A 26292-nucleotide genomic window follows, 5' to 3' on the forward strand; every position below is an offset into this window, starting at 1 on the left:
GGTTGGCTTAGAAATCCTTGCACAGCCGCAGTGCGTCGTAGATCGCCGCGTGCACGTTGCGCTGGGCCACGCAGTCACCGATACGGAACAGCAGGTAACCGTCACCGCTCTGTGCAAGGCTTGGTTGCGGCTTGATCGCGAACAGGGCTTCGACGTCGATCTGGCCCTTGTTGCGCGAGCCTTCCTTCATCGCGTAGTAGATTTCCTCGTCCGGACGCACGCCGTTCTCGATCACCACCTGGTCCACCACCCGCTCCTCTTTGGCGCCGGTGTATTCGTTTTCCAGTACTGCGATCAACTTGTCGCCTTCGCGGTAGACCTTCTCCAGCATCATGTCGCCGGTCATGATCACTTCTTTCGGATACATGCTGCGGTAGTAGGTCGGGAACGACGTACCTCCGATGGCCACGCCCGGCTTGATGTCGTCGGTGACGATCTCGACCTGGCTGCCCTTGTCGGCGAGGAAGTCGGCGGTGGACATGCCGGTGAACTCGCAGATGGTGTCGTAGACCAGCACGTTCTTGGCCGGTGCAACCTTGCCGTCGAGGATGTCCCAGCTGCTGACCACAAGGCCTTCGGCCGCGCCCCAGTGCTCGTTCTGCTCGATGAACGGATGACCGCCAACAGCCAGCACCACCACATCAGGACGCAGGTCCATGATGGTCGGCGCATCCGCCGCGGTGCCCAGGCGCAGGTCGACTTTCAACCGTGCCAGCTCCAACTGGTACCAGCGGGTGATACCGGCGATCTGGTCCCGTTGCGGCGCTTTCGAGGCCGTGGTGATCTGCCCGCCAATGAACTCTTTCTTCTCGAACAGCGTGACGTCGTGACCACGTTCGGCGGCCACGCGGGCGGCCTCCATCCCGGCAGGACCGGCGCCGACCACCACCACCTTGCGTTTCACCCCGGTGGTTTTTTCGATGATGTGCGGCAGCCCCATGTATTCACGGGAGGTCGCCGCGTTCTGGATGCACAGCACATCCAGGCCCTGGTACTGACGGTCGATGCAGTAGTTGGCGCCGACGCACTGCTTGATCTGGTCGATCTGGCCCATCTTGATCTTGGCGATCAGGTGCGGGTCGGCAATGTGCGCGCGGGTCATGCCGACCATGTCGACGTAACCGCCCTCCAGAATCCGCGTGGCCTGGTTCGGGTCCTTGATGTTCTGCGCGTGCAGCACCGGAACCTTGACCACTTCCTTGATGCCGGCGGCCAGGTGCAGGAACGGCTCCGGTGGATAACTCATGTTCGGAATCACGTTAGCCAGGGTGTTGTGGGTGTCGCAACCCGAGCCCACGACGCCGAGGAAATCGAGCATGCCGGTGTCGTCGTAATACTTGGCGATCTGTTTCATGTCCTCATGGGACAAACCATCCGGGTGGAACTCGTCACCGCAGATGCGCATGCCCACGCAGAAATCGTCACCGACTTCGGCGCGCACGGCTTTCAACACTTCCAGGCCGAACTTCATGCGGCCCTCGAAGGTGCCGCCCCATTCGTCGGTACGCTTGTTGACCCGCGGGCTCCAGAACTGGTCGATCATGTGCTGGTGCACCGCCGACAGTTCGACACCGTCCAGGCCACCAGCCTTGGCGCGGCGTGCGGCTTGCGCGTAGTTGCCGATCACCCGCCAGATTTCTTCTGGCTCGATGGTCTTGCAGGTGGCACGGTGCACCGGCTCGCGTACACCGGACGGAGACATCAGGGTCGGCCAGTTGAAGCCGTCCCAGCGCGAGCGCCGGCCCATGTGAGTAATCTGGATCATGATCTTGGCGCCGTGCTTGTGCATGGCGTCGGCAAGATTCTGGAAGTGCGGAATGATGCGGTCGGTGGACAGGTTGACCGAGCTCCACCACTCCTGCGGGCTGTCGATGGCCACGACGGACGAACCACCGCAGATCGCCAGGCCGATCCCGCCCTTGGCCTTCTCTTCGTAATACTTGACGTACCGGTCGGTGGTCATGCCGCCGTCGGTGGCATAGACCTCGGCGTGCGCAGTGCTGAGCACGCGGTTGCGGATGGTCAGTTTGCCGATCTGGATCGGCTGGAACATTGCTTCGAAAGCCATGGCGGGTTCCTCGACTTACAACGGCTTGACGATGAACAAGCCGTCTTCGTGGCCCTCTTCGGAGCCACCGTAGACTTGCTCGGCCACGGTGCGAATCTGGCTGCCGCGGGCGGCGAGGATCTGGTCCATGGCCCCTGCAAACCAGCCGGTGAACATGTAGTCGACCTTGCGCCCGACCTTGCCGTACACATAGACGAAGGCGGAGTGTTCGAGCTTGACGCTGGCGGTGCCTTTGTCGAGGTCGATGTCCTGGATCTTGAACAGGCCCCAGCCACGTTGCGACAGGCGCTTCATGTAGTGCTCGAACACCGCGACGCCTTCCAGGCCGTGGCATTCGGCTTCTTTTTCACACCAGTGCCAGGCGGACTTGTAGCCGGCCTTGTAGAGGATTTCGGCATAGGCGTCGGCGCCCAGCACTTCCTCGATGCCCATATGGTTATTGACGAAGAAATGACGCGGCACATACAGCATCGGCAGGGCGTCGGAGGTCCAGACACCGGTTTCGCTGTCGACTTCGATAGGCAATTGCGGGGCGATCTTGGCCATGGAAACTTAACTCCAGAAAAATTTTGGTGTTGCCTGCGGCGCGGATGGCCGCAGGTAAGGATTCAGAAGTGCGGCGGCTTATTCGCCCCAGACGTCTTTGAGCACGTTGACCCAGTTCTCGCCCATGATCTTGCGCACCACGCGCTCGCTATGGCCGCGCTTGAGCAGGGTTTCGGTGAGGTTCGGGAACTCGCCGACGGTGCGGATGCCCAGCGGGTTGATGATCTTGCCGAAGCTGGTCAGGCGGCGGGCGTAGCCCTTGTCGTGGGTCAGGTATTCGAAGAAGTCCTGGCCATGACCCTGGGTGAAGTCGGTGCCGATGCCGATGGCGTCTTCGCCGACGATGTTCATGGTGTATTCGATGGCTTCGGCGTAGTCGTCGATGGTCGAATCGATGCCTTTGGCCAGGAACGGCGCGAACATGGTCACGCCGACAAAACCGCCGTGATCGGCGATGAACTTCAGCTCTTCATCGGACTTGTTGCGCGGGTGGATTTTCAGGCCCGACGGCAGGCAGTGGGAGTAGCAGACCGGCTTCTTCGATTCGAGGATGACTTCTTCGGACGTCTTGGAGCCGACGTGGGACAGGTCGCACATCACGCCAACGCGGTTCATCTCGGCGACGATTTCGCGACCGAAGCCCGACAGGCCGCCGTCACGCTCGTAGCAACCGGTGCCCACCAGGTTCTGGGTGTTGTAGCACATCTGCACGATACCCACGCCGAGCTGCTTGAACACCTCGACATAGCCGATCTGGTCTTCAAAGGCGTGGGCATTCTGGAAGCCGAAGAGGATGCCGGTCTTGCCCTGTTCCTTGGCCTTGCGGATGTCGGCGGTGGTGCGCACCGGAATCACCAGGTCGCTGTTCTCGCGGATCAGTTTCTGGCTGGCGGCGATGTTGTTGACGGTGGCCTGGAAGCCCTCCCACACCGACACGGTGCAGTTGGCTGCGGTCAGACCGCCCTTGCGCATGTCTTCGAACAGCTCACGGTTCCACTTGGCAATAATCAGCCCGTCGATAACGATGCTGTCGGCGTGCAATTCGGCTGGGCTCATCAGGCTGTCCCCTTGTTGTCGATTCATGCGCCGAATCGTCTGCCGGCGCTTTGGGGCCAGCATATGCCTGAGGGACGGGGCAGCCGGGTGCAAAAACGACAGGGGAATTGCCGAAAGCGTCAATCCGCGACAAAGGGTCGTCGCAAGGCACAATTGCCGACCTGTTCAAGGCGGTCCGCTTGGGCCAGAATTCGCCGCATCACTTGATGCTTCACTGGATGGGAGCGGCAACTCACATGAAATTCTTCTTCCTGGCATTGGCACTGATGGCGACCGGCGTACACGCAGCCGAGGAGTCCGAGGACACCCCCTGCGACAAAGTCGAAAACGACATCCAGACCCTGGAATGCTCGGCCTTCAACAAAACCACCGCCGAAGACTTGCTGGGCGAGAACTACAAGAGTCTGGCCGAGCGCATGCAGTCGCTCTACGGCAAGAACCCGTCGCAATTGGCCGACATCACCGCGAAGATCAAAGCCGCGCAACAGCAATGGCTGAAAACCCGCGACGCCGACTGCGCCATCGAAGCCTTCCCGGCCGCCGCTGGCAGCAAGGCCTTCACTATTGCGCAAAATGATTGCGTGGCGCGGATGAGCGATGAGCGGTCGGAGTTTCTGGAGTCGATTGGGCAGGAGTGAACGCAAGGATGGAAAACATGATGATCCCTCACGAAGTCGTTAGCCGCATTGTCGACGGTGCGTTGCCTGTACGCGCCTGGCGCGAACACTTGAACCTTACACAGGATGAAGTGGCCAAACGCATGGGCATCTCCCAACCGGCCTTCGCCCAGCAGGAAACCGTTGCGAAGCCGCGCAAGGCCACCCGCGAAAAGATTGCCGCGGCGTTTGGCATCACCGCCAATCAACTTGAGCTGTAAGCTTCACGCCTTCAGCCAGAAAAGGGATTCAACATGAAAGTCTGCGGCATCGAAATCAAAGGCAGCGAAGCGATCATTGCCGTGGCCACCCTCGAAGGCTCGGCCCTGGGACACCTGGCGCTCGCCACCAAGAAAATCGCCCTCGAGGATGACGACGAAGCCGCCAACGTCAAAGTGTTCGCGGCTCAGGTGGCGTCGTTCGTGCGGGAGAATTCGATTGATCGCATTGCGATCAAGAAGCGCAGCAAGAAAGGCGAGTTTGCCGGTGGGCCGACGACGTTCAAGATCGAAGGGGTTTTCCAGTTGCTGGAGAATTGCGAAGTGACGTTGTTGTCACCACAGACGATCAATGCCCAGGCCAAGAAGCATGGGTTTGAGCCTCCGGCGACGCTGAACAAGTATCAGCATGAGGCTTACAAGGCGGCGTGTTCGGCGTTGATGAAAAAATAAGATCAACCACAGATCAATCTGTGGGAGCTAGCCTGCTGGCGATAGCGGTGTATCAGTCAATCTAGATGTTGACTGACACACCGTTATCGCCAGCAGGCTAGCTCCCACAAGGCGTAATTTCAGATCACTTTTTGTATATCGCTGATCCGCCGCCGGTCTTCCCGCGGACACCTCTCAAACTTCGCCCGATAACTGCGGGTGAAATACGACGGCGATTCAAACCCGCAGGCAATGCTCACTTCCAGCACGCTCATATCGGTCTGCCGCAACAATTGCCGCGCCTTCTCCAGGCGCAAACGCAGATAGAAATTGCTCGGCGTGTCGTTCAAATGCAGGCGAAACAGCCGCTCCAGCTGACGCCGCGTCACCTTGATCGATTCCGCCAATTCCAGCGTACTCAACGGCGGTTCGCTGTGCTGCTCCATCTCACCAATCACCTGCACCAGTTTCTTGTTACTGATGCCATAACGCGTGGCGACTTCCATGCGCTGGTGGTCTTTGCGCGGGCGGATGCGGCCGAGCACGAATTGTTCGCTGACCTGGATCGCCAGTTCCGGGCCGTGGGCCTGGGCGATCAGATCCAGCATTAAATCGATGGACGCGGTACCGCCGGCGGAGGTGATGCGCCGACGGTCGATCTCGAACAGTTCCTGGGTGACGCTGAGCTGCGGATAGGACTCCTTGAAGGCGTCGATGGCTTCCCAGTGCAGGGTCAGGCGGTGGCCGTCGAGCAGGCCGGCTTCGGCGAGGATAAAGCTGCCGGTGTCGATGGCGCCGAGAGTGACGCCTTCAAGGTCCAGCCGGCGCAGCCAGTGCTCCAGCGCTGGAGTGGCGAACTTCAGCGGTTCAAAGCCGGCGACCACCAACAAGGTCGAGCCCTTCTTCAACGGCTCCAGCGCCGCGTCGGCGTTGACCGACATGCCGTTGCTGGCCAGCACTGCCCCGCCATCGGCGCTCAGTACATGCCAGCGATACAACTCGCCACGAAAACGATTGGCGACCCGCAACGGCTCGATGGCCGAGATAAATCCAATGGCCGAGAAACCCGGCATCAACAAGAAGTAGAAATCCTGGGACATGGTGCGCACTCGATGGCCGGTAACGAGAGGGCGGGTAGCGTGAGGACGTTGATACGCCACTTGCAACAGCCATTCAAGAGCACAGGTCGCTGCAGTGCAAGAGCTGGTCGCCGCAGTGCGCTTTCATGGCCGCTTAGCTGCGTAACTTGTCATCACCGGCGCATCAGACGCCGGAACTCACAATAATGAAACTGCCGAGGAACCTGAGAATGAAACGACTGATCAGCAGCTGTGTTCTTGCACTCAGTGGTACCGCTTTGCTGAGCGCCAGCGTCATGGCCGCGGAACCCGCCTCTTGCCAGAATGTACGCATGGGCGTGGTGAACTGGACCGACGTGATCGCCACCAGTGCGATGACCCAGGTATTGCTCGACGGCCTCGGCTACAACACCAAACAAACCAGCGCCTCCCAGCAAATCATCTTCGCCGGGATCCGCGATCAGCGCCTGGACCTGTTCCTGGGTTACTGGAACCCGCTGATGACCCAGACCATCACCCCGTTCGTCGACGCCAATCAGGTCAAGGTGCTTGAAGCACCCAGCCTGAAAGATGCCCGCGCCACCCTCGCCGTTCCGACTTATCTTGCAGACAAGGGCCTGAAAACCTTCGCCGACATCGCCAGGTTCGAAAAAGAACTGGGCGGCAAGATCTACGGCATCGAGCCCGGCTCGGGCGCCAACACCCAGATTAAGGCGATGATCGCCAAGAACCAGTTCGGCCTCGGCAAGTTCCAACTGGTCGAATCCAGCGAAGCCGGCATGCTCGCGGCGGTGGATCGCGCGGTGCGCCGCAAGGAAGCCGTGGTGTTCTTCGGCTGGGCGCCGCACCCGATGAACGTCAACGTGCAGATGACCTACCTCACCGGCAGCGACGACGCCCTCGGCCCTAACGAAGGCATGGCCACGGTCTGGACCGTCACCGCGCCGAAATATGCCGAACAGTGCCCCAACATCGGACGCCTGCTGAGCAACCTGACGTTCACCGCCGAAGACGAGAGCCGGATGATGCAGCCACTACTGGATCACAAGGACGCCTTCGAATCGGCCAAACAGTGGCTGAACGATCACCCGCAAGACAAACAGCGCTGGCTCGAAGGCGTGACCACCTTCGATGGCAAGCCGGCGGCTGAGAACCTCAAGCTGACCAGCAAATAACCCCCTGACTTGAACCACCGATTCGCAGCCCGAACGGGCTGCGAACGGAACCACTACGCCTGTAAGGAACCGAAAAATGAACCACGACGTCATCATCACCTGCGCACTCACCGGTGCTGGCGACACGACCGCCAGGAGCCCACACGTGCCGGTCACCCCGAAACAGATCGCCGCTGCCGCCGTGGAAGCCGCCAAGGCCGGCGCCACCGTGGTTCACTGCCATGTCCGCGATCCTGAAACCGGCAAGTTCAGCCGCGACGTGGCGCTGTACCGCGAAGTGATGGAGCGCATCCGCGAGGCCGATGTCGACATCATCGTCAACCTCACCGCCGGTATGGGTGGTGACCTGGAAATCGGCGCTGGCGAGAAGCCGATGGAGTTCGGCCCGAACACCGACCTGGTCGGCCCGCTGACCCGCCTGGCCCATGTCGAAGAACTGCTGCCGGAAATCTGCACCCTCGATTGCGGCACGCTGAACTTTGGCGATGGCGACACCATTTACGTCTCCACCCCGGCGCAGCTGCGTGCTGGCGCCAAACGCATCCAGGAGCTGGGCGTGAAGGCCGAGCTGGAGATTTTCGACACCGGTCACCTGTGGTTCGCCAAACAGATGATCAAGGAAGGCCTGCTCGACAACCCGCTGTTCCAACTGTGCCTGGGCATCCCGTGGGGCGCACCTGCCGACACCACCACCATGAAAGCCATGGTCGACAACCTGCCTGCAGACGCCGTCTGGGCCGGTTTCGGCATCGGCCGCATGCAAATGCCGATGGCCGCGCAAGCCGTGCTGTTGGGTGGCAACGTGCGCGTCGGGCTGGAAGACAACCTGTGGCTGGACAAGGGCGTGCTGGCGACCAACGGCCAGTTGGTCGAGCGTGCGACAGAAATCCTCAGCCGCCTCGGCGCTCGTGTGCTGACCCCGGCTGAAGGCCGCAAGAAAATGGGCCTGACCCAGCGCGGCTGATTGCACTTACACCCTACCCCTGCAGGAGCCGGCTTGCCGGCGAAGAGGCCGGTAAATCCACCGCATCTTCTGCGGTGCTGAAATCGCCTTCGCCGGCAAGCCGGCTCCTACAGGGGTTCACCGAACTCTTCAGGAAGTTGCCATGACCTTCATTACCGAAATCAAAATCTTCGCAGCGCTGGGCAGCGGTGTCATCGGCAGCGGCTGGGTGTCCCGTGCCCTCGCCCATGGCCTGGACGTGGTGGCTTGGGACCCGGCGCCCGGTGCCGAGGCCGCCCTGCGCAAACGCGTTGCCAATGCCTGGGGCGCCCTGGAAAAACAGGGCCTGGCACCTGGCGCCTCGCAGGATCGCCTGCGCTTTGTCACGACCATTGAAGAATGCGTGCGCGACGCCGATTTCATCCAGGAAAGCGCCCCTGAACGCCTTGAACTGAAACTGGAACTGCACAGCAAGATCAGCGCCGCGGCCAAGCCCGATGCCTTGATCGGTTCCAGCACTTCCGGCCTGCTGCCGAGCGAGTTTTACGAGAGTTCGACTCACCCGGAACGCTGCGTGGTCGGGCACCCGTTCAATCCGGTTTACCTGTTGCCATTGGTGGAGGTGGTCGGCGGCAAGAACACCGCCCCCGAAGCCGTGCAAGCGGCGATGAAAGTCTACGAATCCCTCGGCATGCGCCCGCTGCATGTGCGCAAGGAAGTGCCGGGATTCATCGCCGACCGCCTGCTCGAAGCGCTGTGGCGCGAGGCGTTGCACCTGGTCAACGACGGTGTCGCGACCACCGGCGAAATTGACGATGCGATCCGTTTTGGCGCCGGTTTGCGCTGGTCGTTCATGGGCACGTTCCTGACCTACACGCTCGCCGGTGGCGACGCCGGCATGCGCCACTTCATGGCCCAGTTCGGCCCGGCCTTGCAGTTGCCGTGGACTTACCTGCCGGCGCCGGAGCTGACCGACAAGTTGATCGACGATGTGGTGGACGGCACCAGCGATCAGTTGGGCAAACACAGCATTTCGGCGCTGGAGCGCTATCGTGATGACTGCCTGCTGGCCGTGCTGGAAGCGGTGAAGACCACCAAAGAGAAGCATGGGATGGCATTCAGCGAGTAATCGACTATCAGGACTGGCCCCATCGCCAGCAGGCTGGCTCCCACAGGAGAATGCATTCCAATGTGGGAGCCAGCCTGCTGGCGATGACGGCATTCCAATCACAATCTGTTCTGGATCAGCCATCATGCCCGCCCTCACCACCTACCAAACCAGAATCATCCCCGACTGGGTCGACTACAACGGCCACCTGCGCGACGCGTTCTACCTGCTGATCTTCAGCTACGCCACTGACGCCCTGATGGATCGCCTCGGCATGGACAGCAACAACCGCGAAGCCAGCGGCAACTCGCTGTTCACCCTCGAACTGCACCTCAATTACCTGCACGAAGTGAAGCTCGACGCCGAGGTCGAGGTGCACACACAAATCATCGCCCACGACAGCAAACGCCTGCACCTCTACCACAGCCTGCATCGGGTCGGTGACGACCAAGAGCTCGCGGGTAATGAACAAATGCTGCTGCACGTCGACCTCGCCGGGCCGCGCTCTACACCATTCAGCGAAGATACCCTGGGCAAACTGCAAGCCATCGTCGCCGAACAGACCGACCTGCCCGCCCCCGCCTACGTCGGCCGAGTGATCGCATTACCGCCAAAAAAATAACCAGGAGATCCCATGAACACCGCCGCCGCTTTTGCCGACTTCCGTACTTATCCATTGATCAGCGCGCTGACCGGCGTGCAGGCCATGGCCGATCGTGTCCTGGTGAAGTGGGCCGACAACCGCGTCAGCCCCTTTCACCACCCCTGGCTGCGGGACAATTGCCCGTGCCCGTCATGCGTCTACACGGTGACCCGCGAACAGGTGCTGGAAATCGTCGATGTACCAGAAAACCTGATGCCCGCCCAAACCAGCATCGACGCTGAAGGTTGCCTGAGCGTGCAATGGCAGGATGGCCACCTCAGCCGCTTCGACCCCGGCTGGTTGCGGGCCCACGCCTACGACGACGAATCCCGCGCCGAGCGCCTGGCCGGCAAGCCCAAGGCCAGGCTTTGGCACAGTGATCTGCAGTTGCCGGTGTTCGACTATCAAGCGCTGATGAAGGACAACGACGCCCTGCTGCAATGGCTGCTGGCCGTGCGCGACACCGGCCTGACCCAGGTCCGTGGCGTCCCCACCGAGCCCGGCTCGCTGAAGCTGATCGCCCAGCGCATTTCCTTCATCCGCGAGAGCAATTTCGGCGTGCTGTTCAACGTGCAATCCAAGGCCGATGCCGACAGCAACGCCTATACCGCTTTCAACCTGCCGTTGCACAGCGACCTGCCGACCCGGGAGTTACAACCGGGGCTGCAATTCCTGCATTGCCTGGTCAACGATGCCGAGGGTGGCGAGAGTATTTTCGTCGACGGTTTTGCCATCGCCGACGCCTTGCGCCGCGAAGACCCGGAGGCATTCACCAGCCTTTGCAAGATCCCCGTGGAGTTTCGCAACAAGGACCGCCACAGCGACTACCGTTGCCTCGCGCCGATCATCGCCCTGGATGCTTTGGGGCAGGTGTCGGAGATTCGCATGGCGAACTTTCTGCGGGGGCCGTTCGATGCGTCGGTGGAGCAGATGCCCAGGCTGTATCACGCCTATCGCCGCTTCATTGCGATGACGCGCGAGCCCCGATTCAGGCTGATGCAAAGGCTCAATCCGGGCGAGCTCTGGTGCTTCGACAACCGTCGCACTTTGCATGCGCGCAATGCGTTTGATCCCGCCACCGGGGCGCGGCATTTCCAGGGGTGTTATGTGGATCGAGATGAGTTGTTGTCGCGCATTCTTGTGTTGCAACGCTAGACCGCGTCATCGTTTTTCGCGAGCAAGCCCGCTCCCACAGGGGATCTGTGCACGACATTGATCCAATGTGGGAGATTCACAGGCAAAAAAAAGCCCCGATCAAGCCGTGACAGGATCGAGGCAGAGGGTACTGTTGAGGAGCTGCCGTGGGAAGGTGACCAAACCCTCGTGAAGCGAGCTGGGTCCAGTGTGCCGACTCTCAGCGCAGGGAAATAGCCCGAAAACGACCTGTTCATAGTCAATGCTGCCATAACGACAAATCGCCCTTGCCGCCACTGCGTGCCACTACCAGAATCGAGCCACGACACCGTCCCCAGAAGAAGGATTAGCGTCATGATGTACGCCGATTTGATAGACCAGGAAGACCTGTTGGGCCAGCTCAAGGCATTGGGCTTTCATGTACCGACCGGCGCCACCGCCGAGCAGGCTTGCGAGTGTGCCGTGCGGGGTTTGAACAACGAACGGGCCACCGAGCTGCGCACCATGGTCAAGCAGATGTACACCAGCAGCGCGACGATCCTGCCGGCGGTGCGCCAGGCCATTGACAGGCAATTGCTGCCGGCATTGGCGGAGTACCAGCAGGGCCGCACTGCCCGTTAAGACGCCTTCGCGAGCAAGCCCGCTCCCACATTCAACCGAGTTCCATCATGGGAATGCGGTTGAATGTGGGAGCGGGCTTGCTCGCGAATGAAGGTGCCTCGGTCTAGAGCCTTACACTGGCAAACGTCGACTCATTACGCGCCTGACTCAGCGCCGACAACGGCCCCGACAACGGCGACAGCACCAACGCCTGTGGCAGCGGCATCATCGCCACCTGTTGCGTGGTGTTGGAACCCACACGCTCGTCACGCGGCGGAATGCCGAAGTATTCGCGGTAGCACTTGGAGAAGTGCGGCGTGGACACGAAGCCACAGACCGACGCCACTTCGATGATCGACATCGGCGTTTGCTTGAGCAGTTGCCGCGCGCGGATCAGGCGCAGTTTCAGGTAGTAACGCGACGGCGAGCAATGCAGGTACTTCTGGAACAGCCGCTCGAGCTGACGACGGGACACGGCGACGTACACCGCCAGTTCGTCGAGGTCGATCGGCTCTTCGAGGTTGGCTTCCATCAGCGCGACGATTTCCTGCAACTTCGGCTGATTGGTGCCGAGCATGTGCTTGAGCGGCACGCGCTGGTGGTCCTGTTCGTTGCGGATGCGCTCGTAGACGAACATCTCCGAGATCGCGGCCGACAGCTCGCGACCGTGATCGCGGCTGATCAGGTGCAGCATCATGTCCAGCGGCGCGGTGCCACCGGAGCTGGTGAAGCGGTTACGGTCGAGGGTGAACAGGCGGGTACTCATGGCCACCCGCGGAAACGCTTCCTGCATCGCCGCCAGGCATTCCCAGTGCACACTGCAATCGAAACCGTCCAGCAGGCCGGCGCAGGCCAGGGCCCAGCTACCGGTGCAGACTGCACCCAGGCGACGGGACTGACGGGCCTGGCTCTGCAGCCAGGACACGTGTTCGCGGGTAACAGTGCGTTGAATGCCGATACCACCGCAGACGATCACGGTGTCCATGGGAGGCGCTTTGTGCATGGAAGCGTCAGGCGTGATTTGCAAACCGTCACTGGCCCAGACTTGACCGCCATCGACGGTGAGGGTGGTCCAGCGATACAGCTCACGGCCGGACAACTGGTTGGCCATGCGCAGCGGTTCGACTGCGGAGGCCAGGGAAATCAGCGTGAAATTGTCCAGCAGCAGAAAGCCGATGGATTGAGGCGCACGGTTCTGGGGTTGGGCCCCGGAGTTGAACGTCGTCATCGCGGTATCTCCTCACACAAAGCGGGTGATGGCCTCAGGCGGAGGCTCTTGTTATTGCCATCGTTCTCGCGTGGGAGACGGGCTTTGTAATGACAGAGCAATTGCCATGCCTAAATTTGAATGCGCGTTCAATAACTCCTGAAAACGACGTCGGAATGTGTCTATATATGACGCGGCGGGAGTAGGGTTTATAAGTGCCATCAATGGCGGCAAGCGCTCTGCCCCGTTGCGTGTGAGCAAATCGGTAGCACTTGTGGGAACAGGGCTGCGGCGAGCCCTGCAAGAGTGTCACCGCAGGCACGGGTGACGGGTGGTCAGGGACAGGAGTGGTCCTGATTTTGAAGTCAGGTACTTATCTGTAAGCGACGCGCCAAAAGGTGGCGTGTTTTAAATCGGGTGTTCACTTAACGCGCAGTTTTGACTGGTCTGGCCCCATCGCCAGCAGGCTGGCTCCCACAGGTTTTGTGGCCGATCCAAATCTACTGTGGGAGCCAGCCTGCTGGCGATAGGATCGACACGGTCTCAGCACTCCACCGCGCTTACCGCCAACCCACCCCGCGACGTCTCCTTATATTTGTCATGCATATCGGCACCGGTATCGCGCATCGTGCGGATCACCCGATCCAGCGAGATAAAGTGCTGACCATCGCCGCGCAAAGCCATCTGCGCAGCGTTGATCGCTTTCACCGCGGCAATCGCATTGCGCTCGATACACGGCACCTGCACCAGGCCGCCCACCGGATCGCACGTGAGTCCCAGGTTGTGCTCCAGGCCGATTTCCGCCGCGTTACACAGTTGTTCCGGTGTGGCCCCGAGGATTTCCGCCAAACCCGCCGCCGCCATGGCGCAGGCCGAACCGACTTCGCCCTGGCATCCGACTTCGGCCCCGGAGATCGAGGCGTTCTTCTTGCACAGGATCCCCACCGAAGCCGCGCCGAGCAGGTAGTCGACGACATTGGCGTCGGTCACGTCCTCGCTGAATTTCATGAAGTAGTGCAACACCGCCGGAATGATCCCCGCCGCGCCATTGGTCGGCGCCGTGACCATGCGCCCGCCGGCGGCGTTCTCTTCGTTGACCGCCAGGGCAAACAGGTTGACCCACTCCATCGCGCTCAGCGTCGAGCCGATCACATTGGGCTTGTTCAGCTCCTGCAAGCTGCGGTGCAACTTGGCCGCGCGACGGCGCACGTTGAGGCCACCGGGCAGGATGCCCTCGTGCTTGAGGCCGTGCTCGACGCAATCCTGCATGGCGCGCCACAGGTGCATCAGGCCACTGCGGATTTCCTCTTCGCTGCGCCAGACCTTCTCGTTGGCCATCATCAGTTCGGCCACCCGCAGGTTGTGCGTTTTACACAGCTCCAGCAACTCGGCCGCGCTGGAAAAATCGTACGGCAGCTCGGTGCGATCCATGTCGACCACCCCGCTGCTGGCTTGCGCCTCATCGACGACAAAACCGCCGCCGACCGAATAGTAGGTGTCGCGATGCAACTCGCCGTCATCGCCTTCGACAATCAGGGTCATGGCATTGGGGTGAAACGGCAGGTTTTCATCGATCAGGCGCATGTCCCTGGACCAGATGAACGGGACCGGCAAACGGCCGTCGAGCAACAACGTATCCGTTTCGCGCAGGATGTCGATGCGCAGGCCGATTTGCGACGGATCGATCGCATCCGGCCACTCGCCCATCAGCCCCATGATCACCGCGTTGTCGCTGCCGTGACCGATGCCGGTGGCCGACAGCGACCCGAAGAGCTGAACTTCGACTCGCCGAACCTGCTCGAGCAGCCCCCGCTCACGCAAACCCTGCACGAACAACGCCGCCGCCCGCATAGGCCCCACGGTGTGTGAACTGGACGGGCCGATGCCGATTTTGAACAGGTCGAAAACACTGATAGCCATTGCTGCCGGACTCCTGGATGTGCCAACGCCCAGGCGCAAAAGCGCCCGGTGACGGAGCTGCTACGCTCAAGCTGCAATCCGTCGGGATGGCCGCATCATCAGGCTTTTATCCTGTCGTTCGACGTCTCACACCGACGCACTCATGTCCACGAACGCCGCGTGTCTTTCACGTCGTGTTTGCGCCGTTTTTTTGCGGTTCAGACGGACAAAAGAGGCTGAAAAAAGCTGTAAACGACGTCACCGACACTGGATGCGACCATCCCTGTACTGGTTACGACGCACCCTGTAGGCGTCAGATTTTCACTGGTACATGATCGTATCGACTCGATTGCAAGGCGCCGTGGTAGAGCTGTCTCCAAAACGCCATCCAACCGCAACCTATAAGTGCGGTGGTTCCAGTCGGAAACACTGCCAAAAAAAACACCAAGGAGTCCATCCATGAAAGGTTCCCCGTCGTTGTTGTTGGCCGCCCTGCTTAGTCTGCCGGTTCTGGCGCAAGCCGCCGAACCGGCCCAATGCAACACCGTAAACTTCTCAGACGTCGGCTGGACCGACATTACCGCGACAACCGCGACCACCAGCGTCGTGCTCAACGCCCTCGGCTACAAGACCAAGACCACCATGATTTCCGTGCCCGTGACCTACAAGTCCCTGGCCGACGGCAAGAACATGGACGTGTTCCTGGGCAACTGGATGCCGACCATGGAAAACGACATCAAGCCCTACCGCGATGCCGGCACCGTGGACACCGTGCGCACCAACCTCAAGGGCGCCAAATACACCCTCGCCGTGCCTCAGGCGCTGTATGACAAGGGGCTGCATGATTTCGCCGACATCGCCAAGTTCAAGAAGGAACTGGACGGCAAGATCTACGGCATCGAGCCGGGCAACGACGGCAACCGCCTGATCCAGAGTATGATCGACAAGAACGCCTTCGGCCTCAAGGACGCCGGTTTCAAGGTCGTCGAGTCCAGCGAGGCCGGCATGCTGTCGCAGGTCGACCGCGCGCAGAAACGCGACACCGCCGTGGTGTTCCTGGGCTGGGCCCCGCACCCGATGAACAAGCGCTTCAAGATTCAATACCTGACCGGCGGCGACGACTTCTTCGGCCCCGATTTTGGCGCCGCCACCGTGGCGACCAACACCCGCAAGGGCTACGCCTCGGAATGCAGCAACGTCGGTCAGTTGCTGAAGAACCTGGAGTTCACCGTCGACATGGAAAGTGAACTGATGGGCAACATCCTGGACGACAAAATGAAGCCTGACGCGGCCGCCAAGGCCTGGCTGAAAAAGAATCCCCAGGTGCTCGATACCTGGCTCGCTGGCGTGACCACCATTGACGGTAAACCTGGCCTGGAGGCCGTGAAAGCCAAGCTCGCACAGTAATCGCTTATGCCGGGCGGGTTCGCCCGCCCGGGCTGTTTATCTCCTTGCATGCGGACGTTCACTACCATGCTGATTGATCAGAAAATACCTCTAGGCCAGTACATCGCAGGCTTCGTTGAATGGTTGACGCAACACGGCGCCAACACCTTCGACGCAATTGCCGTGTCACTGGAAACGATGATCCACGGCGTGACGTTTGCGCTGACCTGGTTCAACCCGCTGGTCTTGATCGGCCTAATCGCAATACTTGCCCACTTCATCCAGCGCAAATGGGGCCTCACCGCCTTCGTCATTGCCTCCTTCCTGCTGATCCTCAACCTGGGGTACTGGCAGGAAACCATGGAAACCCTCGCCCAGGTGTTGTTCGCCACCCTGGTCTGCGTATTGATCGGCGTGCCGTTGGGCATCGTCGCCGCGCACAAACCGATGTTCTACACCATGATGCGTCCGGTGCTCGATCTGATGCAGACCGTGCCGACCTTCGTCTACCTCATTCCTACCCTGACTCTCTTCGGTCTGGGTGTGGTCCCGGGCCTGATCTCCACGGTGGTGTTCGCGATTGCCGCGCCCATCCGCCTGACCTACCTGGGCATCCGCGATGTCCCGCAAGAACTGATGGACGCCGGCAAGGCCTTCGGCTGCTCGCGCCGTCAACTGCTCTCACGTATCGAACTGCCCCACGCCATGCCAAGCATCGCGGCCGGCATCACCCAGTGCATCATGCTGTCGCTGTCGATGGTGGTGATCGCGGCACTGGTGGGCGCCGACGGCCTGGGCAAACCCGTGGTCAACGCACTGAATACCGCTGATATCGCCCTGGGCTTCGAAGCAGGCCTGGCGATCGTACTGCTGGCGATCATGCTCGACCGTATCTGCAAACAACCCGACGCTAAAGTAGGGGGTGACGCATGAGCATAATTCGCTTCGAAGACGTCGACGTAATCTTCACCAAGGATCCGCGCGAGGCCCTGAAGCTTCTCGATCAAGGTTTGACCCGCAGCGAGATCCTGAAAAAGACCGGGCAGATCGTTGGCGTGGAAAAGGCCAGCCTGGACATCGAAAAAGGTGAAATCTGCGTGCTGATGGGCCTGTCCGGCTCCGGCAAATCCAGCCTGTTGCGTTGCATCAACGGCCTCAACACCGTCAGCCGTGGCAAGCTGTACGTCGAGCACGAAGGCAAGCAGATCAACATTGCTGCCTGTACCCCGGCCGAACTGAAAATGATGCGCACCAAGCGCATCGCCATGGTGTTCCAGAAGTTCGCCCTGATGCCTTGGCTGACGGTGCGCGAGAACATCAGCTTCGGCCTGGAAATGCAGGGCCGTCCGGAGAAGGAACGCAAGAAACTGGTCGATGAAAAACTCGAACTGGTAGGCCTGACCCAATGGCGCAACAAGAAACCCGATGAACTGTCCGGCGGCATGCAGCAACGTGTGGGCCTGGCCCGCGCGCTGGCGATGGACGCCGACATCCTGCTGATGGACGAACCGTTCTCCGCGCTCGACCCGCTGATCCGCCAGGGCCTGCAGGACGAACTGCTGGAACTGCAACGCAAGCTGAGCAAGACCATCGTCTTCGTGAGCCACGACCTCGATGAAGCCCTGAAGCTCGGCAGCCGTATCGCGATCATGAAGGACGGCCGGATCATCCAGTACAGCAAGCCTGAAGAAATCGTCCTCAACCCCGCGGACGACTACGTGCGCACCTTCGTCGCCCACACCAACCCGCTGAACGTGCTGTGCGGGCGCAGCCTGATGCGCACCCTGGACAACTGCAAGCGCATCAACGGTTCGGTGTGCCTCGATCCGGGTGGCGATTCGTGGCTCGACCTGGCCGAAGGCAACACCATCAAGGGCGCACGCCAGAACGGCTCGAGCCTGGATCTGCAGAACTGGGTACCGGGCCAGGCGGTTGAAGGCCTGGGTCGCCGGCCGACGCTGGTGGATTCGAACATCGGCATGCGCGATGCGCTGCAGATCCGCTACCAGACCGGCAACAAGCTGGTGCTGCACGACAACAACCATGTGGTGGGGATTCTCGGCGACAGCGAGCTGTACCACGCGCTGCTCGGCAAGAACCTGGGGTAAGGCAACAGACACAAAAACGCCGCGAGAGGATCGCGGCGTTTTTGTTTATGCGGATATCGGGAGATGCAGCTTCGTGGCTAATGGCCCCCTCGCGAGCAAGCCCGCTCCCACAGTTGACAGCATTCCTCTGGTAGAACTCGGTCACCTGTGGGAGCGGGCTTGCTCGCGAAGAATGCGACGCGGTGTCACTGAAACACCGCGCCCCTCACAACTTAGCTATAGACGCGGCCAAGGAGCTGCCGATGGCTTTCAAACTGATCGAGCACATCACGGGTGATCTGATCCTGAGTGAAGCCCATCAGGTCGTAGTCCTGGCTGCCGTTGTGCAGGTACACCTCGGCGCGGTAGTAACGCTGGCGTGCCTCATCGGATTGAGCCGATTCGGTGGGCGTAGCCAGGTAACCATCCAGGCTGACTTCGTAGACAAACGGGTTGCCCTCTTCCATCTCCACCCGCACGCCCATGCAACGCTTGGACTTGCCCAGCAACGTCTGCACTTCCAGGCCCTGGGCGCGCATTTGCGTGGTCGCATCCTGCAAGGCAGGGCTCACATGCTTGTCCATGAAGCGCTGCACCACCGACTGGCTCGGCTGCAGGTCCAGCTGGGTCAAGCGCTCGCTGAAACCACGACGACCACGGGCCGCCAGTTCCGCTTGCTCCTGTTCGATCTGCACGTCCTGGCGCATGGCCTTGTGCAAGCCGAACATGAAGCACACCAACACCACCGAGAACGGCAGGCCGGCCAGCACCACCATGGTTTGCATGGCTTCGAAGTTACCGGCGAACAGCAGGCCGATGGTCACCAGGGTGATCACCACAGACCAGAAGATCCGCAGCCAGTGCGGCGCATCTTCATCGACGTTGCCGCCTTTGCACGACAGGTTGGCCATCATCACCGCGCCGGAATCCGCCGGCGTCAGGAACAACACGAATCCCACGAAGATCGACACGCCGATCACCACTTTCGACGCCGGGTAATGCTCGAGCAACTGGTAGATCGCCATGGACGGCTGCTCCAGCGCCGTCTTCCCGAGTTCCACCGCCCCGTGGTTCATCACCAGGTCCAGGGCCGAGTTACCGAAGATCGACAGCCACGCCAGGGTGAAACCCAGCGGAATCAGCAATACGCCAGCCACCAGTTCACGCACCGTGCGACCACGGGAAATACGCGCGATGAACATGCCCACGAATGGCGCCCAGGAAATCCACCAGGCCCAGTAGAACAGGGTCCACAGGCCCAACCAGCGGTCGGACTTCTCGCTGTCGCCTTCGTACACATACAGGTCGAAAGTCTTCAGCACCACGCCGTTGAGGTAGTCACCGACGTTTTGCACGAAGCCGTTGAGCAGGTGCAGGGTCGGGCCGAACAGCAGGACGAAAATCAGCAGGCCGCTGAACAGCACGATGTTGAGGTTGGACAGGCGACGAATGCCGTTTTCCACCCCGGACACGGCAGCGATGGTCGCCACGGTGCTCATCACGATGATCACGATCAGCAGGTTGGTGTTGCTGTGTTCCATGCCGAACAGGTTTTCCAGGCCCGACGACACCTGCAGCGAACCGATCCCCAGGTTGGTCACCAGGCCCAGCAGGGTCACGAACATGCCGAAGCCGTCCACCGCATGCCCGGCCGCGCCCTTGACCCAACGCTCGCCCACCAGCGGATACAGCGCCGAACGCAACGCCAGCGGCTGGTTATGCCGGTAGGCGAAATACGCCACCGCCAGGCCGACCAGGGCGTAGATCGCCCAGCCATGCAGGCCCCAGTGCAGGAACGTCAGTTGCACCGCCTGACGGGCGGCAAGGTTGCTGCCGGCCACGCCTTCCGGCGGGTTGAAGTAGTGGTCCAGTGGCTCGGAAGCACCGAAGTACAGCAGCGAGATGCCGATCCCCGACGAGAACAGCATCCCCGCCCAGGCGCCGTAGCTGAAGTCCGGGGTATCGTCCTTGCTGCCCAGTTTCAATTTGCCGTAGGACGAGAACGCCAGGCCGACCACGAAGATCAGGTAGGCGGCAATCACCACCATGTAGTACCAGCCGAAGCTACGGGACAACCAGGCTTGCGCCATACCGAGCAGTCTGCCGGCCTCTTGCGGGGCGATGATCAGAATGGCGGTCAACAACAGAATCAACGCGGTAGAGGTGTAGAACACCCAACCGTTGACCGTCACCTTCTCGGGTGGGGTCTTTATTAGCGAGGCAGAACTCATGGCACAGATGCTCCGGGCAGTGCGAGAGAAGAACGCAAGACAAACGGGTTACCCGACCAATCGGTTAGTGGGCAGCCGACCAGCGGGTGATATAAAGACAACCCCAAAGGGCCCGAAGCCCCTTGAGCGCCGTGGCGCGTAGGTTTCGAGCATTTACGGAAGTCGTTTTTTTCGCCGCTACGCGTCGGAAAACTCTGTAGGCAGCGACGATTTGTCGCAGATCTTATTCTTTGTTGATTGAACGTTCAATCAAAACAAAATAGACTGGCCCTCAATCCGATAGACGTCCTGCGTCTGCCGGAAGGCCTAAGGAGATGTGCAAGATGCCCAAGGTCGGTATGCAACCCATCCGTCGCCAGCAGTTGATCGAAGCCACATTGCTGGCGGTCGACCAGGTCGGAATGGGGGACGCCAGCATTGCGCTGATCGCCCGTTTGGCCGGTGTCTCGAATGGCATCATCAGTCACTACTTTCAGGACAAGAATGGCCTGATCGCCGCCACCATGGGGTACTTGATGACTGTGCTGAGCGAGAACGTCACCGCGCGCCGACTGGCGCTGACAGATGACAGCCCGCGGGCGCATCTGCAGGTGATCATCGAAGGCAACTTCGACGCCAGCCAGGTCAATGGCCCGGCAATGAAAACCTGGCTGGCCTTTTGGGCCACCAGCATGCACCAGCCGTCTTTGCACAGGTTGCAGCGGATCAACGATCACCGTCTGTATTCCAACCTGTGCTGCCAGTTCCGCCGCGTGTTGCCGCTCGATGAGGCGCGCACCGCCGCCCGGGGCCTGGCAGCGTTGATTGACGGCTTGTGGTTGCGCGGCGCGCTGTCGGGAGATGCTTTCGACACCGGGCAGGCACAACAGATCGCTTACGAATACATGGATATCCAACTGGCCAAGCGGGTGAGTTAGAGCACATATAGAACGCTCGACATCCGCACCGTGCCAACAACCAATGCACTTGCGAGGACTTTATGGCCCGTTTCGAACTGCAAAAACTCTACATCGACGGCGGCTACAGCGACGCTGGCAGCGACGCCACTTTCGAAGCCATCAACCCGGCTAACGGTGAAGTCCTCGCAAAAGTACAACGCGCTACGAAGGAAGACGTCGAGCGCGCTGTGGTCAGCGCCGAAAAGGGCCAGAAAATCTGGGCCGCGATGACCGCCATGGAGCGTTCGCGCATCCTGCGTCGCGCCGTGGACATCCTGCGCGAGCGCAACGATGAACTGGCCGCCCTGGAAACCCTGGACACCGGCAAGTCGTACTCCGAAACCCGCTACGTCGACATCGTTACCGGCGCGGACGTGCTGGAGTACTACGCAGGCCTGGTTCCGGCCATCGAAGGCGAGCAGATTCCGCTGCGCACCACCTCGTTCGTCTACACCCGTCGCGAGCCGCTGGGCGTCGTGGCCGGTATCGGCGCGTGGAACTACCCGATCCAGATCGCCCTGTGGAAATCCGCACCGGCCCTGGCGGCCGGTAACGCGATGATCTTCAAGCCAAGCGAAGTCACCTCGCTGACCACCCTGAAACTGGCCGAGATCTACACCGAAGCCGGCCTGCCAGCAGGCGTGTTCAACGTCCTGACCGGCAGCGGCCGCGAAGTCGGCACCTGGCTGACCGAGCACCCGCGCATCGAGAAAGTCTCGTTCACCGGCGGCACCGACACCGGCAAGAAAGTCATGGCCAGCGCTTCGAGCTCTTCGCTGAAAGACGTGACCATGGAACTGGGTGGCAAATCGCCGCTGATCATCTGCGACGACGCCGACCTCGACCGCGCCGCCGACACCGCAATGATGGCCAACTTCTATAGCTCCGGTCAGGTCTGCACCAACGGCACCCGCGTGTTCGTGCCGGCGCACCTGAAAGCCGCTTTCGAAGCCAAGATCGTTGAGCGCGTTGCGCGCATTCGCGTCGGCAACCCGGAAGACGAAAACACCAACTTCGGCCCGCTGGTCAGCTTCGCCCACATGGAAAGCGTGCTGGGCTACATCGCCAAGGGCAAGGAAGAAGGTGCACGCCTGCTGTGCGGCGGCGAGCGTCTGACCGAAGGCGAATTCGCCAAGGGCGCGTTCGTTGCGCCGACCGTGTTCACCGACTGCAGCGATGACATGACCATCGTGCGTGAAGAAATCTTTGGCCCGGTGATGGCGATCCTCTCCTACGAGACCGAAGAAGAAGTGATCCGCCGTGCCAACGACACCGACTTCGGCCTGGCCGCCGGTATCGTCACCAAGGACCTGAACCGCGCCCACCGCGTGATTCATCAACTGGAAGCCGGTATCTGCTGGATCAACGCCTGGGGCGAGTCCGACGCGAAGATGCCGGTTGGCGGCTACAAGCAGTCGGGTGTTGGCCGTGAGAACGGCATCAGCTCGCTGAACAACTTCACCCGCATCAAATCGGTACAGGTCGAGCTGGGCGATTACGTCTCGGTGTTCTAACCCGGGTTTTGTATTGCCCTTGAGGCCGCTTTCGCTGGCAAGCCAGCTCCTACAGGGACAGCGCAATACCTGTGGGAGCCAGCCTGCTGGCGATCGAGTGCGCAGCACTCGCCGAGGCCCGACCTGACCACTATCAAAGAGGGTGCATTCAATGTCCCAAGAATTCGACTACATCATCATCGGTGCCGGCTCGGCCGGTAACACCCTGGCGACCCGTCTGACCGAAGACGCCGGCGTCACCGTCCTGCTGCTCGAAGCCGGTGGCCCGGACTACCGTTTCGACTTCCGCACGCAGATGCCGGCCGCCCTGGCGTTCCCGCTGCAAGGCCGTCGCTACAACTGGGCCTACGAAACCGATCCAGAGCCACACATGGACAATCGCCGGATGGAATGCGGTCGCGGCAAGGGCCTCGGTGGTTCCTCGCTGATCAACGGCATGTGCTACATCCGCGGCAATGCCATGGACTACGACGGCTGGGCGAAACTGCCAGGCCTGGAAGACTGGTCGTACCTGGACTGCCTGCCGTATTTCCGTAAAGCGGAAACCCGCGACATCGGCCCGAACGACTACCACGGTGGCGACGGTCCGGTCAGCGTGACCACACCGAAAGCCGGCAACAACCCGCTGTTCCACGCCATGGTTGATGCAGGCGTGCAGGCCGGTTACCCGCGCACCGAAGACTTGAACGGCTACCAGCAGGAAGGCTTCGGCCCGATGGACCGCACCGTGACCCCCAAAGGTCGTCGTGCCTCCACCGCCCGCGGTTACCTGGACGTGGCCAAGAAGCGTTCGACCCTGACCATCGTCACCCACGCCCTGACCGACAAGATCCTGTTCGACGGCAAGCGTGCGGTCGGCGTGCGTTACCTGGTCGGCGACGCCGAAGAGCGCGTTGAAGCCAAGGCGCGCAAGGAAGTGCTGTTGTGCTCCGGCGCCATCGCTTCGCCGCAGATCCTGCAACGCTCCGGCGTCGGCCCGGCCGAACTGCTGAACAAGCTCGACATTCCGGTGGTCCACGACCTGCCGGGCGTGGGTGAAAACCTGCAGGACCACCTTGAGCTGTACCTGCAATACGCTTGCACCCAACCGGTCTCGCTGTACCCGTCGCTGCTCTGGTACAACCAGCCGGCCATCGGTGCCGAGTGGCTGTTCAACGGCACCGGCATCGGCGCCAGCAACCAGTTCGAAGCCGGCGGTTTCATCCGTACCCGTCCGGAATTCGAATGGCCGAACATCCAATACCACTTCCTGCCGGTGGCGATTAACTACAACGGCAGCAACGGTGTGAAAGAACACGGCTTCCAGGCGCACATGGGCTCCATGCGTTCGCCAAGCCGCGGGCGCATCCAGGCCAAGTCCAAGGACCCGCGCCAGCACCCGAGCATCCTGTTCAACTACATGGCCACCGAGCAGGACTGGCAGGAATTTCGCGATGGCATCCGCCTGACCCGTGAAATCATGCAGCAACCTGCGCTGGACGCCTTCCGTGGTCGCGAAATCAGCCCGGGCATCGAAGTGCAAACCGATGAGCAGCTGGACAAGTTCATCCGCGAACACGCCGAAACCGCGTTCCACCCGTCCTGCTCGTGCAAGATGGGCACCGATGAAATGGCCGTGGTCGATGGCGAAGGTCGCGTGCATGGCATGCAAGGCCTGCGCGTGGTCGATGCCTCGATCATGCCGATCATCACCACCGGCAACCTGAATGCGCCGACGATCATGATGGCCGAGAAAATCGCCGACAAGATCCGTGGCCGCCAGCCATTGCCGCGCAGCAAGGCCAACTACTACGTAGCGGGCGATGCGCCGGTGAAGGGCAAACCGATGCGTGAAGTGGGCCAGACGGCTTAACCACTAGCGAACTGGCTTCAAACAAAACCGTCAACCTTCCCGGGTTGTCGGTTTTTTTTGGCTAGCACATACTGCTTTAAACAAACAACAATCATCACAACAAGTAACTAAAAACAATTACAAACACTTCCACAAAACTCGCAACACATGTATTCACACTAACATAAAAACCTCCATTACTATCCGCGCCCCAATTCAATCGGACACGAGCAGTTTTAATGGAAATCAAGGACATGCCTGATATCGACTACCCCAAGGTCCTAAGTTATTTCAGAGACAACGGGGTGGTTCATTGATGGGGACTCCGGATGTATCGATTCGCTCTTCGGCCAGCAACGTTTTTATTGAAGGTGCACGGGACGCGATCACGTTTGGCGTTGCGTTCATTTTCCTGTACTTATCCATAGGTGTTTTAAGCGCGACACAATCATTATCACTGAGCCAAGCGCTCGCAACGACCCTGTTGATATTTTCCACCCCGCTGCAGTTTTTGCTGATACAAAGCTATAACGACGGATGGATATTGCTCCCCATCATCGTTGCACTCAATGCTCGTTTCGTGCTGCTCTCCGCGACACTGGCACCTTATATAAGGAGCACTTCAACCACGAAAACCATGGCGTCCCTGATCCTCATCACTCCTTCGATATTCACAGGCTGCCTTACTCGATTCAAGCGGAAAACCGATCGCCCCTTCACTTACATGATAGGCCTTGGCATCCCAATATTTGGTGTATCGGTTATCTGTACCTACATCGGTTTCGTCGCCGGTGCAGGACTTACCTCACCGGTCATCTATGCTGCGATGACACTGCTATTACCCCTCCAATTTACAGCGTTGGCCGGCAAGCACTGGCCTCATTACGCGGAAGTATCAAGTTATTGGCTGGGCTTTGTCGGTGCACCATTGCTGATCTATCTATTCAAGGATTACAGCTTGCTCTGCACGCCTTTTATAATTGGCGGACTGGTCGTACTCATCGAAAACAATTACAAAAAACGAGGCAACGTAGCTTCATGACAATCTGGCTTCTTATTGCATTCTCCGCCGTTACCGCCTTTGCATTTCGTGCCCTGCCCTTTGCCTTCAAAAACAGCACTGCGCTCACCCGAACCCAGGGTTCCTTTTATCGGTTCATCAGCTACAGCGCGCAAGCCATGTTGGGGGTCATCATCTACGACACCGCGTTCAACAAGATGGATGCGCTTACGCTGATAAGGCAGTTTCAGATGATGGATGCAGTGAAGCTGTTCTTGCTGGTGGGCACCTTCATTGCGGTCGTCAAAACAAAAAAAATCCTGCCTTCTTTCTTTGCAAGCCTGTTCATTTATGTGGCAGCGTTCGCCTACCTGAGCGCTTGAAAACAGCGCCTTGACTGACAGAGGGATTGATCGCGAGCAAGCCGCAATGGGGTGTTCGCGAACTTCAATCGTCAGCAAACCTGTCACGCGTCCTCTGCAGTGCGCAATTCCCCCCCCCGCCATCCGCCCTTGATCCTCCCCACGCACAGGCCTACTCT

General features: G+C 60.3%; 23 protein-coding genes and 1 pseudogene. 17 read left to right on the forward strand and 7 right to left on the reverse strand.

The window, feature by feature from the left end; translation table 11 throughout:
- Positions 1-7: 7 nt before the first annotated feature.
- From dgcA to NPS56_RS16500, 3 genes are all read right to left on the reverse strand, one after another.
- Positions 8-2068, reverse strand: coding sequence for a dimethylglycine demethylation protein DgcA (dgcA, locus tag NPS56_RS16490; RefSeq protein WP_274075571.1), 2061 nt, complete (start codon positions 2066-2068; stop codon positions 8-10).
- Positions 2069-2083: 15 nt separating this feature from the next.
- Positions 2084-2614, reverse strand: a complete 531-nt coding sequence (locus tag NPS56_RS16495) for a DUF5943 domain-containing protein (protein ID WP_075946228.1) — start codon at positions 2612-2614, stop codon at positions 2084-2086.
- Positions 2615-2692: 78 nt separating this feature from the next.
- Positions 2693-3670, reverse strand: coding sequence for a dipeptidase (locus tag NPS56_RS16500; protein WP_008033250.1), 978 nt, complete (start codon positions 3668-3670; stop codon positions 2693-2695).
- 236 nt (positions 3671-3906) lie between these two features.
- On the opposite strand from NPS56_RS16500, the gene NPS56_RS16505 reads away from it, so the two are divergent.
- The 3 genes and pseudogenes from NPS56_RS16505 (at position 3907) to NPS56_RS16515 (ending at position 4997) form a co-directional block, all read left to right on the forward strand.
- The gene (locus NPS56_RS16505; RefSeq protein WP_274075572.1) at positions 3907-4308 is read left to right on the forward strand and encodes a lysozyme inhibitor LprI family protein; all 402 of its coding nucleotides are present in this window, start codon (positions 3907-3909) and stop codon (positions 4306-4308) included.
- A 17-nt stretch (positions 4309-4325) separates the two neighbouring features.
- Positions 4326-4547, forward strand: a pseudogene (locus NPS56_RS16510) (helix-turn-helix domain-containing protein); the annotation flags it as partial.
- A gap of 33 nt (positions 4548-4580) precedes the next feature.
- Positions 4581-4997 (forward strand): DUF3010 family protein, encoded by a 417-nt coding sequence (locus NPS56_RS16515; protein ID WP_274075573.1) that lies wholly within the window; start codon positions 4581-4583, stop codon positions 4995-4997.
- Positions 4998-5116: 119 nt separating this feature from the next.
- Here the strand turns inward: NPS56_RS16515 and NPS56_RS16520 are convergent, their stop codons facing one another.
- Positions 5117-6076, reverse strand: a complete 960-nt coding sequence (locus tag NPS56_RS16520) for a GlxA family transcriptional regulator (RefSeq protein WP_274075574.1) — start codon at positions 6074-6076, stop codon at positions 5117-5119.
- A 209-nt stretch (positions 6077-6285) separates the two neighbouring features.
- Between NPS56_RS16520 and choX the strand changes: the two genes are divergently transcribed.
- From choX to NPS56_RS16550, 6 genes are all read left to right on the forward strand, one after another.
- Positions 6286-7230, forward strand: coding sequence for a choline ABC transporter substrate-binding protein (gene choX, locus NPS56_RS16525; protein ID WP_274075575.1), 945 nt, complete (start codon positions 6286-6288; stop codon positions 7228-7230).
- Between the two features lie 76 nt (positions 7231-7306).
- A complete protein-coding gene (locus NPS56_RS16530) occupies positions 7307-8194 on the forward strand; it encodes a 3-keto-5-aminohexanoate cleavage protein (protein WP_274075576.1) in 888 nt (295 codons plus the stop codon).
- Positions 8195-8336: 142 nt separating this feature from the next.
- The gene (locus NPS56_RS16535; protein ID WP_274075577.1) at positions 8337-9302 is read left to right on the forward strand and encodes an L-carnitine dehydrogenase; all 966 of its coding nucleotides are present in this window, start codon (positions 8337-8339) and stop codon (positions 9300-9302) included.
- Positions 9303-9426: 124 nt separating this feature from the next.
- The gene (locus NPS56_RS16540; RefSeq protein ID WP_274075578.1) at positions 9427-9903 is read left to right on the forward strand and encodes a thioesterase family protein; all 477 of its coding nucleotides are present in this window, start codon (positions 9427-9429) and stop codon (positions 9901-9903) included.
- Positions 9904-9915: 12 nt separating this feature from the next.
- Entirely contained in the window at positions 9916-11079 is a 1164-nt protein-coding gene (locus NPS56_RS16545) for a gamma-butyrobetaine dioxygenase (protein WP_274075579.1), read from the forward strand.
- Positions 11080-11412: 333 nt separating this feature from the next.
- Positions 11413-11679, forward strand: coding sequence for a hypothetical protein (locus tag NPS56_RS16550; protein WP_274075580.1), 267 nt, complete (start codon positions 11413-11415; stop codon positions 11677-11679).
- 103 nt (positions 11680-11782) lie between these two features.
- On the opposite strand, the gene NPS56_RS16555 is transcribed toward NPS56_RS16550, so the two are convergent.
- Both NPS56_RS16555 and NPS56_RS16560 read right to left on the reverse strand, forming a co-directional pair.
- On the reverse strand, positions 11783-12886 hold the full coding sequence (locus NPS56_RS16555) for a GlxA family transcriptional regulator (RefSeq protein WP_007975492.1): 1104 nt from the start codon (positions 12884-12886) through the stop codon (positions 11783-11785).
- A gap of 522 nt (positions 12887-13408) precedes the next feature.
- Positions 13409-14785, reverse strand: coding sequence for an L-serine ammonia-lyase (locus tag NPS56_RS16560; RefSeq protein WP_060542351.1), 1377 nt, complete (start codon positions 14783-14785; stop codon positions 13409-13411).
- Positions 14786-15223: 438 nt separating this feature from the next.
- Between NPS56_RS16560 and NPS56_RS16565 the strand changes: the two genes are divergently transcribed.
- The 3 genes from NPS56_RS16565 to choV all read left to right on the forward strand — a co-directional run bounded on the left by NPS56_RS16565 (position 15224) and on the right by choV (position 18258).
- Entirely contained in the window at positions 15224-16171 is a 948-nt protein-coding gene (locus NPS56_RS16565; RefSeq protein ID WP_274075581.1) for a choline ABC transporter substrate-binding protein, read from the forward strand.
- Positions 16172-16237: 66 nt separating this feature from the next.
- Positions 16238-17083, forward strand: a complete 846-nt coding sequence (gene choW, locus NPS56_RS16570) for a choline ABC transporter permease subunit (protein WP_274075582.1) — start codon at positions 16238-16240, stop codon at positions 17081-17083.
- Positions 17080-18258, forward strand: coding sequence for a choline ABC transporter ATP-binding protein (gene choV, locus NPS56_RS16575; RefSeq protein ID WP_274075583.1), 1179 nt, complete (start codon positions 17080-17082; stop codon positions 18256-18258). The genes choW and choV overlap by 4 nt, the downstream gene beginning before the upstream one ends.
- A 212-nt stretch (positions 18259-18470) precedes the next feature.
- Here the strand turns inward: choV and NPS56_RS16580 are convergent, their stop codons facing one another.
- Complete coding sequence (locus NPS56_RS16580; protein WP_274075695.1) at positions 18471-20411, reverse strand: BCCT family transporter; 1941 nt, start codon at positions 20409-20411, stop codon at positions 18471-18473.
- 380 nt (positions 20412-20791) lie between these two features.
- Between NPS56_RS16580 and betI the strand changes: the two genes are divergently transcribed.
- From betI to NPS56_RS16605, 5 genes are all read left to right on the forward strand, one after another.
- Positions 20792-21385, forward strand: coding sequence for a transcriptional regulator BetI (betI, locus tag NPS56_RS16585; RefSeq protein ID WP_274075584.1), 594 nt, complete (start codon positions 20792-20794; stop codon positions 21383-21385).
- 62 nt (positions 21386-21447) lie between these two features.
- Positions 21448-22920 (forward strand): betaine-aldehyde dehydrogenase, encoded by a 1473-nt coding sequence (gene betB, locus NPS56_RS16590; protein WP_274075585.1) that lies wholly within the window; start codon positions 21448-21450, stop codon positions 22918-22920.
- Between the two features lie 151 nt (positions 22921-23071).
- Positions 23072-24772, forward strand: a complete 1701-nt coding sequence (gene betA, locus NPS56_RS16595; protein WP_274075586.1) for a choline dehydrogenase — start codon at positions 23072-23074, stop codon at positions 24770-24772.
- Positions 24773-25067: 295 nt separating this feature from the next.
- Positions 25068-25793 (forward strand): AzlC family ABC transporter permease, encoded by a 726-nt coding sequence (locus NPS56_RS16600; RefSeq protein ID WP_274075587.1) that lies wholly within the window; start codon positions 25068-25070, stop codon positions 25791-25793.
- On the forward strand, positions 25790-26134 hold the full coding sequence (locus tag NPS56_RS16605) for an AzlD domain-containing protein (RefSeq protein WP_274075588.1): 345 nt from the start codon (positions 25790-25792) through the stop codon (positions 26132-26134). The genes NPS56_RS16600 and NPS56_RS16605 overlap by 4 nt, the downstream gene beginning before the upstream one ends.
- Positions 26135-26292 lie beyond the last annotated feature (158 nt).

Source organism: Pseudomonas putida (genome assembly GCF_028682635.1).
Taxonomy (GTDB): Bacteria; Pseudomonadota; Gammaproteobacteria; order Pseudomonadales; family Pseudomonadaceae; genus Aquipseudomonas; species Aquipseudomonas putida_AE.

Bases quoted from the DNA above. Each gene is read 5' to 3' on its own strand.
- NPS56_RS16540 (WP_274075578.1), top strand. From the start codon at position 9,427: ATGCCCGCCCTCACCACCTACCAAACCAGAATCATCCCCGACTGGGTC.
- NPS56_RS16530 (WP_274075576.1), top strand. From the start codon at position 7,307: ATGAACCACGACGTCATCATCACCTGCGCACTCACCGGTGCTGGCGAC.
- choV (WP_274075583.1), top strand. From the start codon at position 17,080: ATGAGCATAATTCGCTTCGAAGACGTCGACGTAATCTTCACCAAGGAT.
- NPS56_RS16555 (WP_007975492.1), bottom strand. From the start codon at position 12,886: ATGACGACGTTCAACTCCGGGGCCCAACCCCAGAACCGTGCGCCTCAA.
- betI (WP_274075584.1), top strand. From the start codon at position 20,792: ATGCCCAAGGTCGGTATGCAACCCATCCGTCGCCAGCAGTTGATCGAA.
- betA (WP_274075586.1), top strand. From the start codon at position 23,072: ATGTCCCAAGAATTCGACTACATCATCATCGGTGCCGGCTCGGCCGGT.
- NPS56_RS16600 (WP_274075587.1), top strand. From the start codon at position 25,068: ATGGGGACTCCGGATGTATCGATTCGCTCTTCGGCCAGCAACGTTTTT.
- choX (WP_274075575.1), top strand. From the start codon at position 6,286: ATGAAACGACTGATCAGCAGCTGTGTTCTTGCACTCAGTGGTACCGCT.
- NPS56_RS16560 (WP_060542351.1), bottom strand. From the start codon at position 14,785: ATGGCTATCAGTGTTTTCGACCTGTTCAAAATCGGCATCGGCCCGTCC.
- NPS56_RS16605 (WP_274075588.1), top strand. From the start codon at position 25,790: ATGACAATCTGGCTTCTTATTGCATTCTCCGCCGTTACCGCCTTTGCA.
- dgcA (WP_274075571.1), bottom strand. From the start codon at position 2,068: ATGGCTTTCGAAGCAATGTTCCAGCCGATCCAGATCGGCAAACTGACC.
- NPS56_RS16520 (WP_274075574.1), bottom strand. From the start codon at position 6,076: ATGTCCCAGGATTTCTACTTCTTGTTGATGCCGGGTTTCTCGGCCATT.
- NPS56_RS16505 (WP_274075572.1), top strand. From the start codon at position 3,907: ATGAAATTCTTCTTCCTGGCATTGGCACTGATGGCGACCGGCGTACAC.
- NPS56_RS16495 (WP_075946228.1), bottom strand. From the start codon at position 2,614: ATGGCCAAGATCGCCCCGCAATTGCCTATCGAAGTCGACAGCGAAACC.
- choW (WP_274075582.1), top strand. From the start codon at position 16,238: ATGCTGATTGATCAGAAAATACCTCTAGGCCAGTACATCGCAGGCTTC.
- NPS56_RS16500 (WP_008033250.1), bottom strand. From the start codon at position 3,670: ATGAGCCCAGCCGAATTGCACGCCGACAGCATCGTTATCGACGGGCTG.
- NPS56_RS16565 (WP_274075581.1), top strand. From the start codon at position 15,224: ATGAAAGGTTCCCCGTCGTTGTTGTTGGCCGCCCTGCTTAGTCTGCCG.
- NPS56_RS16545 (WP_274075579.1), top strand. From the start codon at position 9,916: ATGAACACCGCCGCCGCTTTTGCCGACTTCCGTACTTATCCATTGATC.
- NPS56_RS16550 (WP_274075580.1), top strand. From the start codon at position 11,413: ATGATGTACGCCGATTTGATAGACCAGGAAGACCTGTTGGGCCAGCTC.
- NPS56_RS16535 (WP_274075577.1), top strand. From the start codon at position 8,337: ATGACCTTCATTACCGAAATCAAAATCTTCGCAGCGCTGGGCAGCGGT.
- betB (WP_274075585.1), top strand. From the start codon at position 21,448: ATGGCCCGTTTCGAACTGCAAAAACTCTACATCGACGGCGGCTACAGC.
- NPS56_RS16515 (WP_274075573.1), top strand. From the start codon at position 4,581: ATGAAAGTCTGCGGCATCGAAATCAAAGGCAGCGAAGCGATCATTGCC.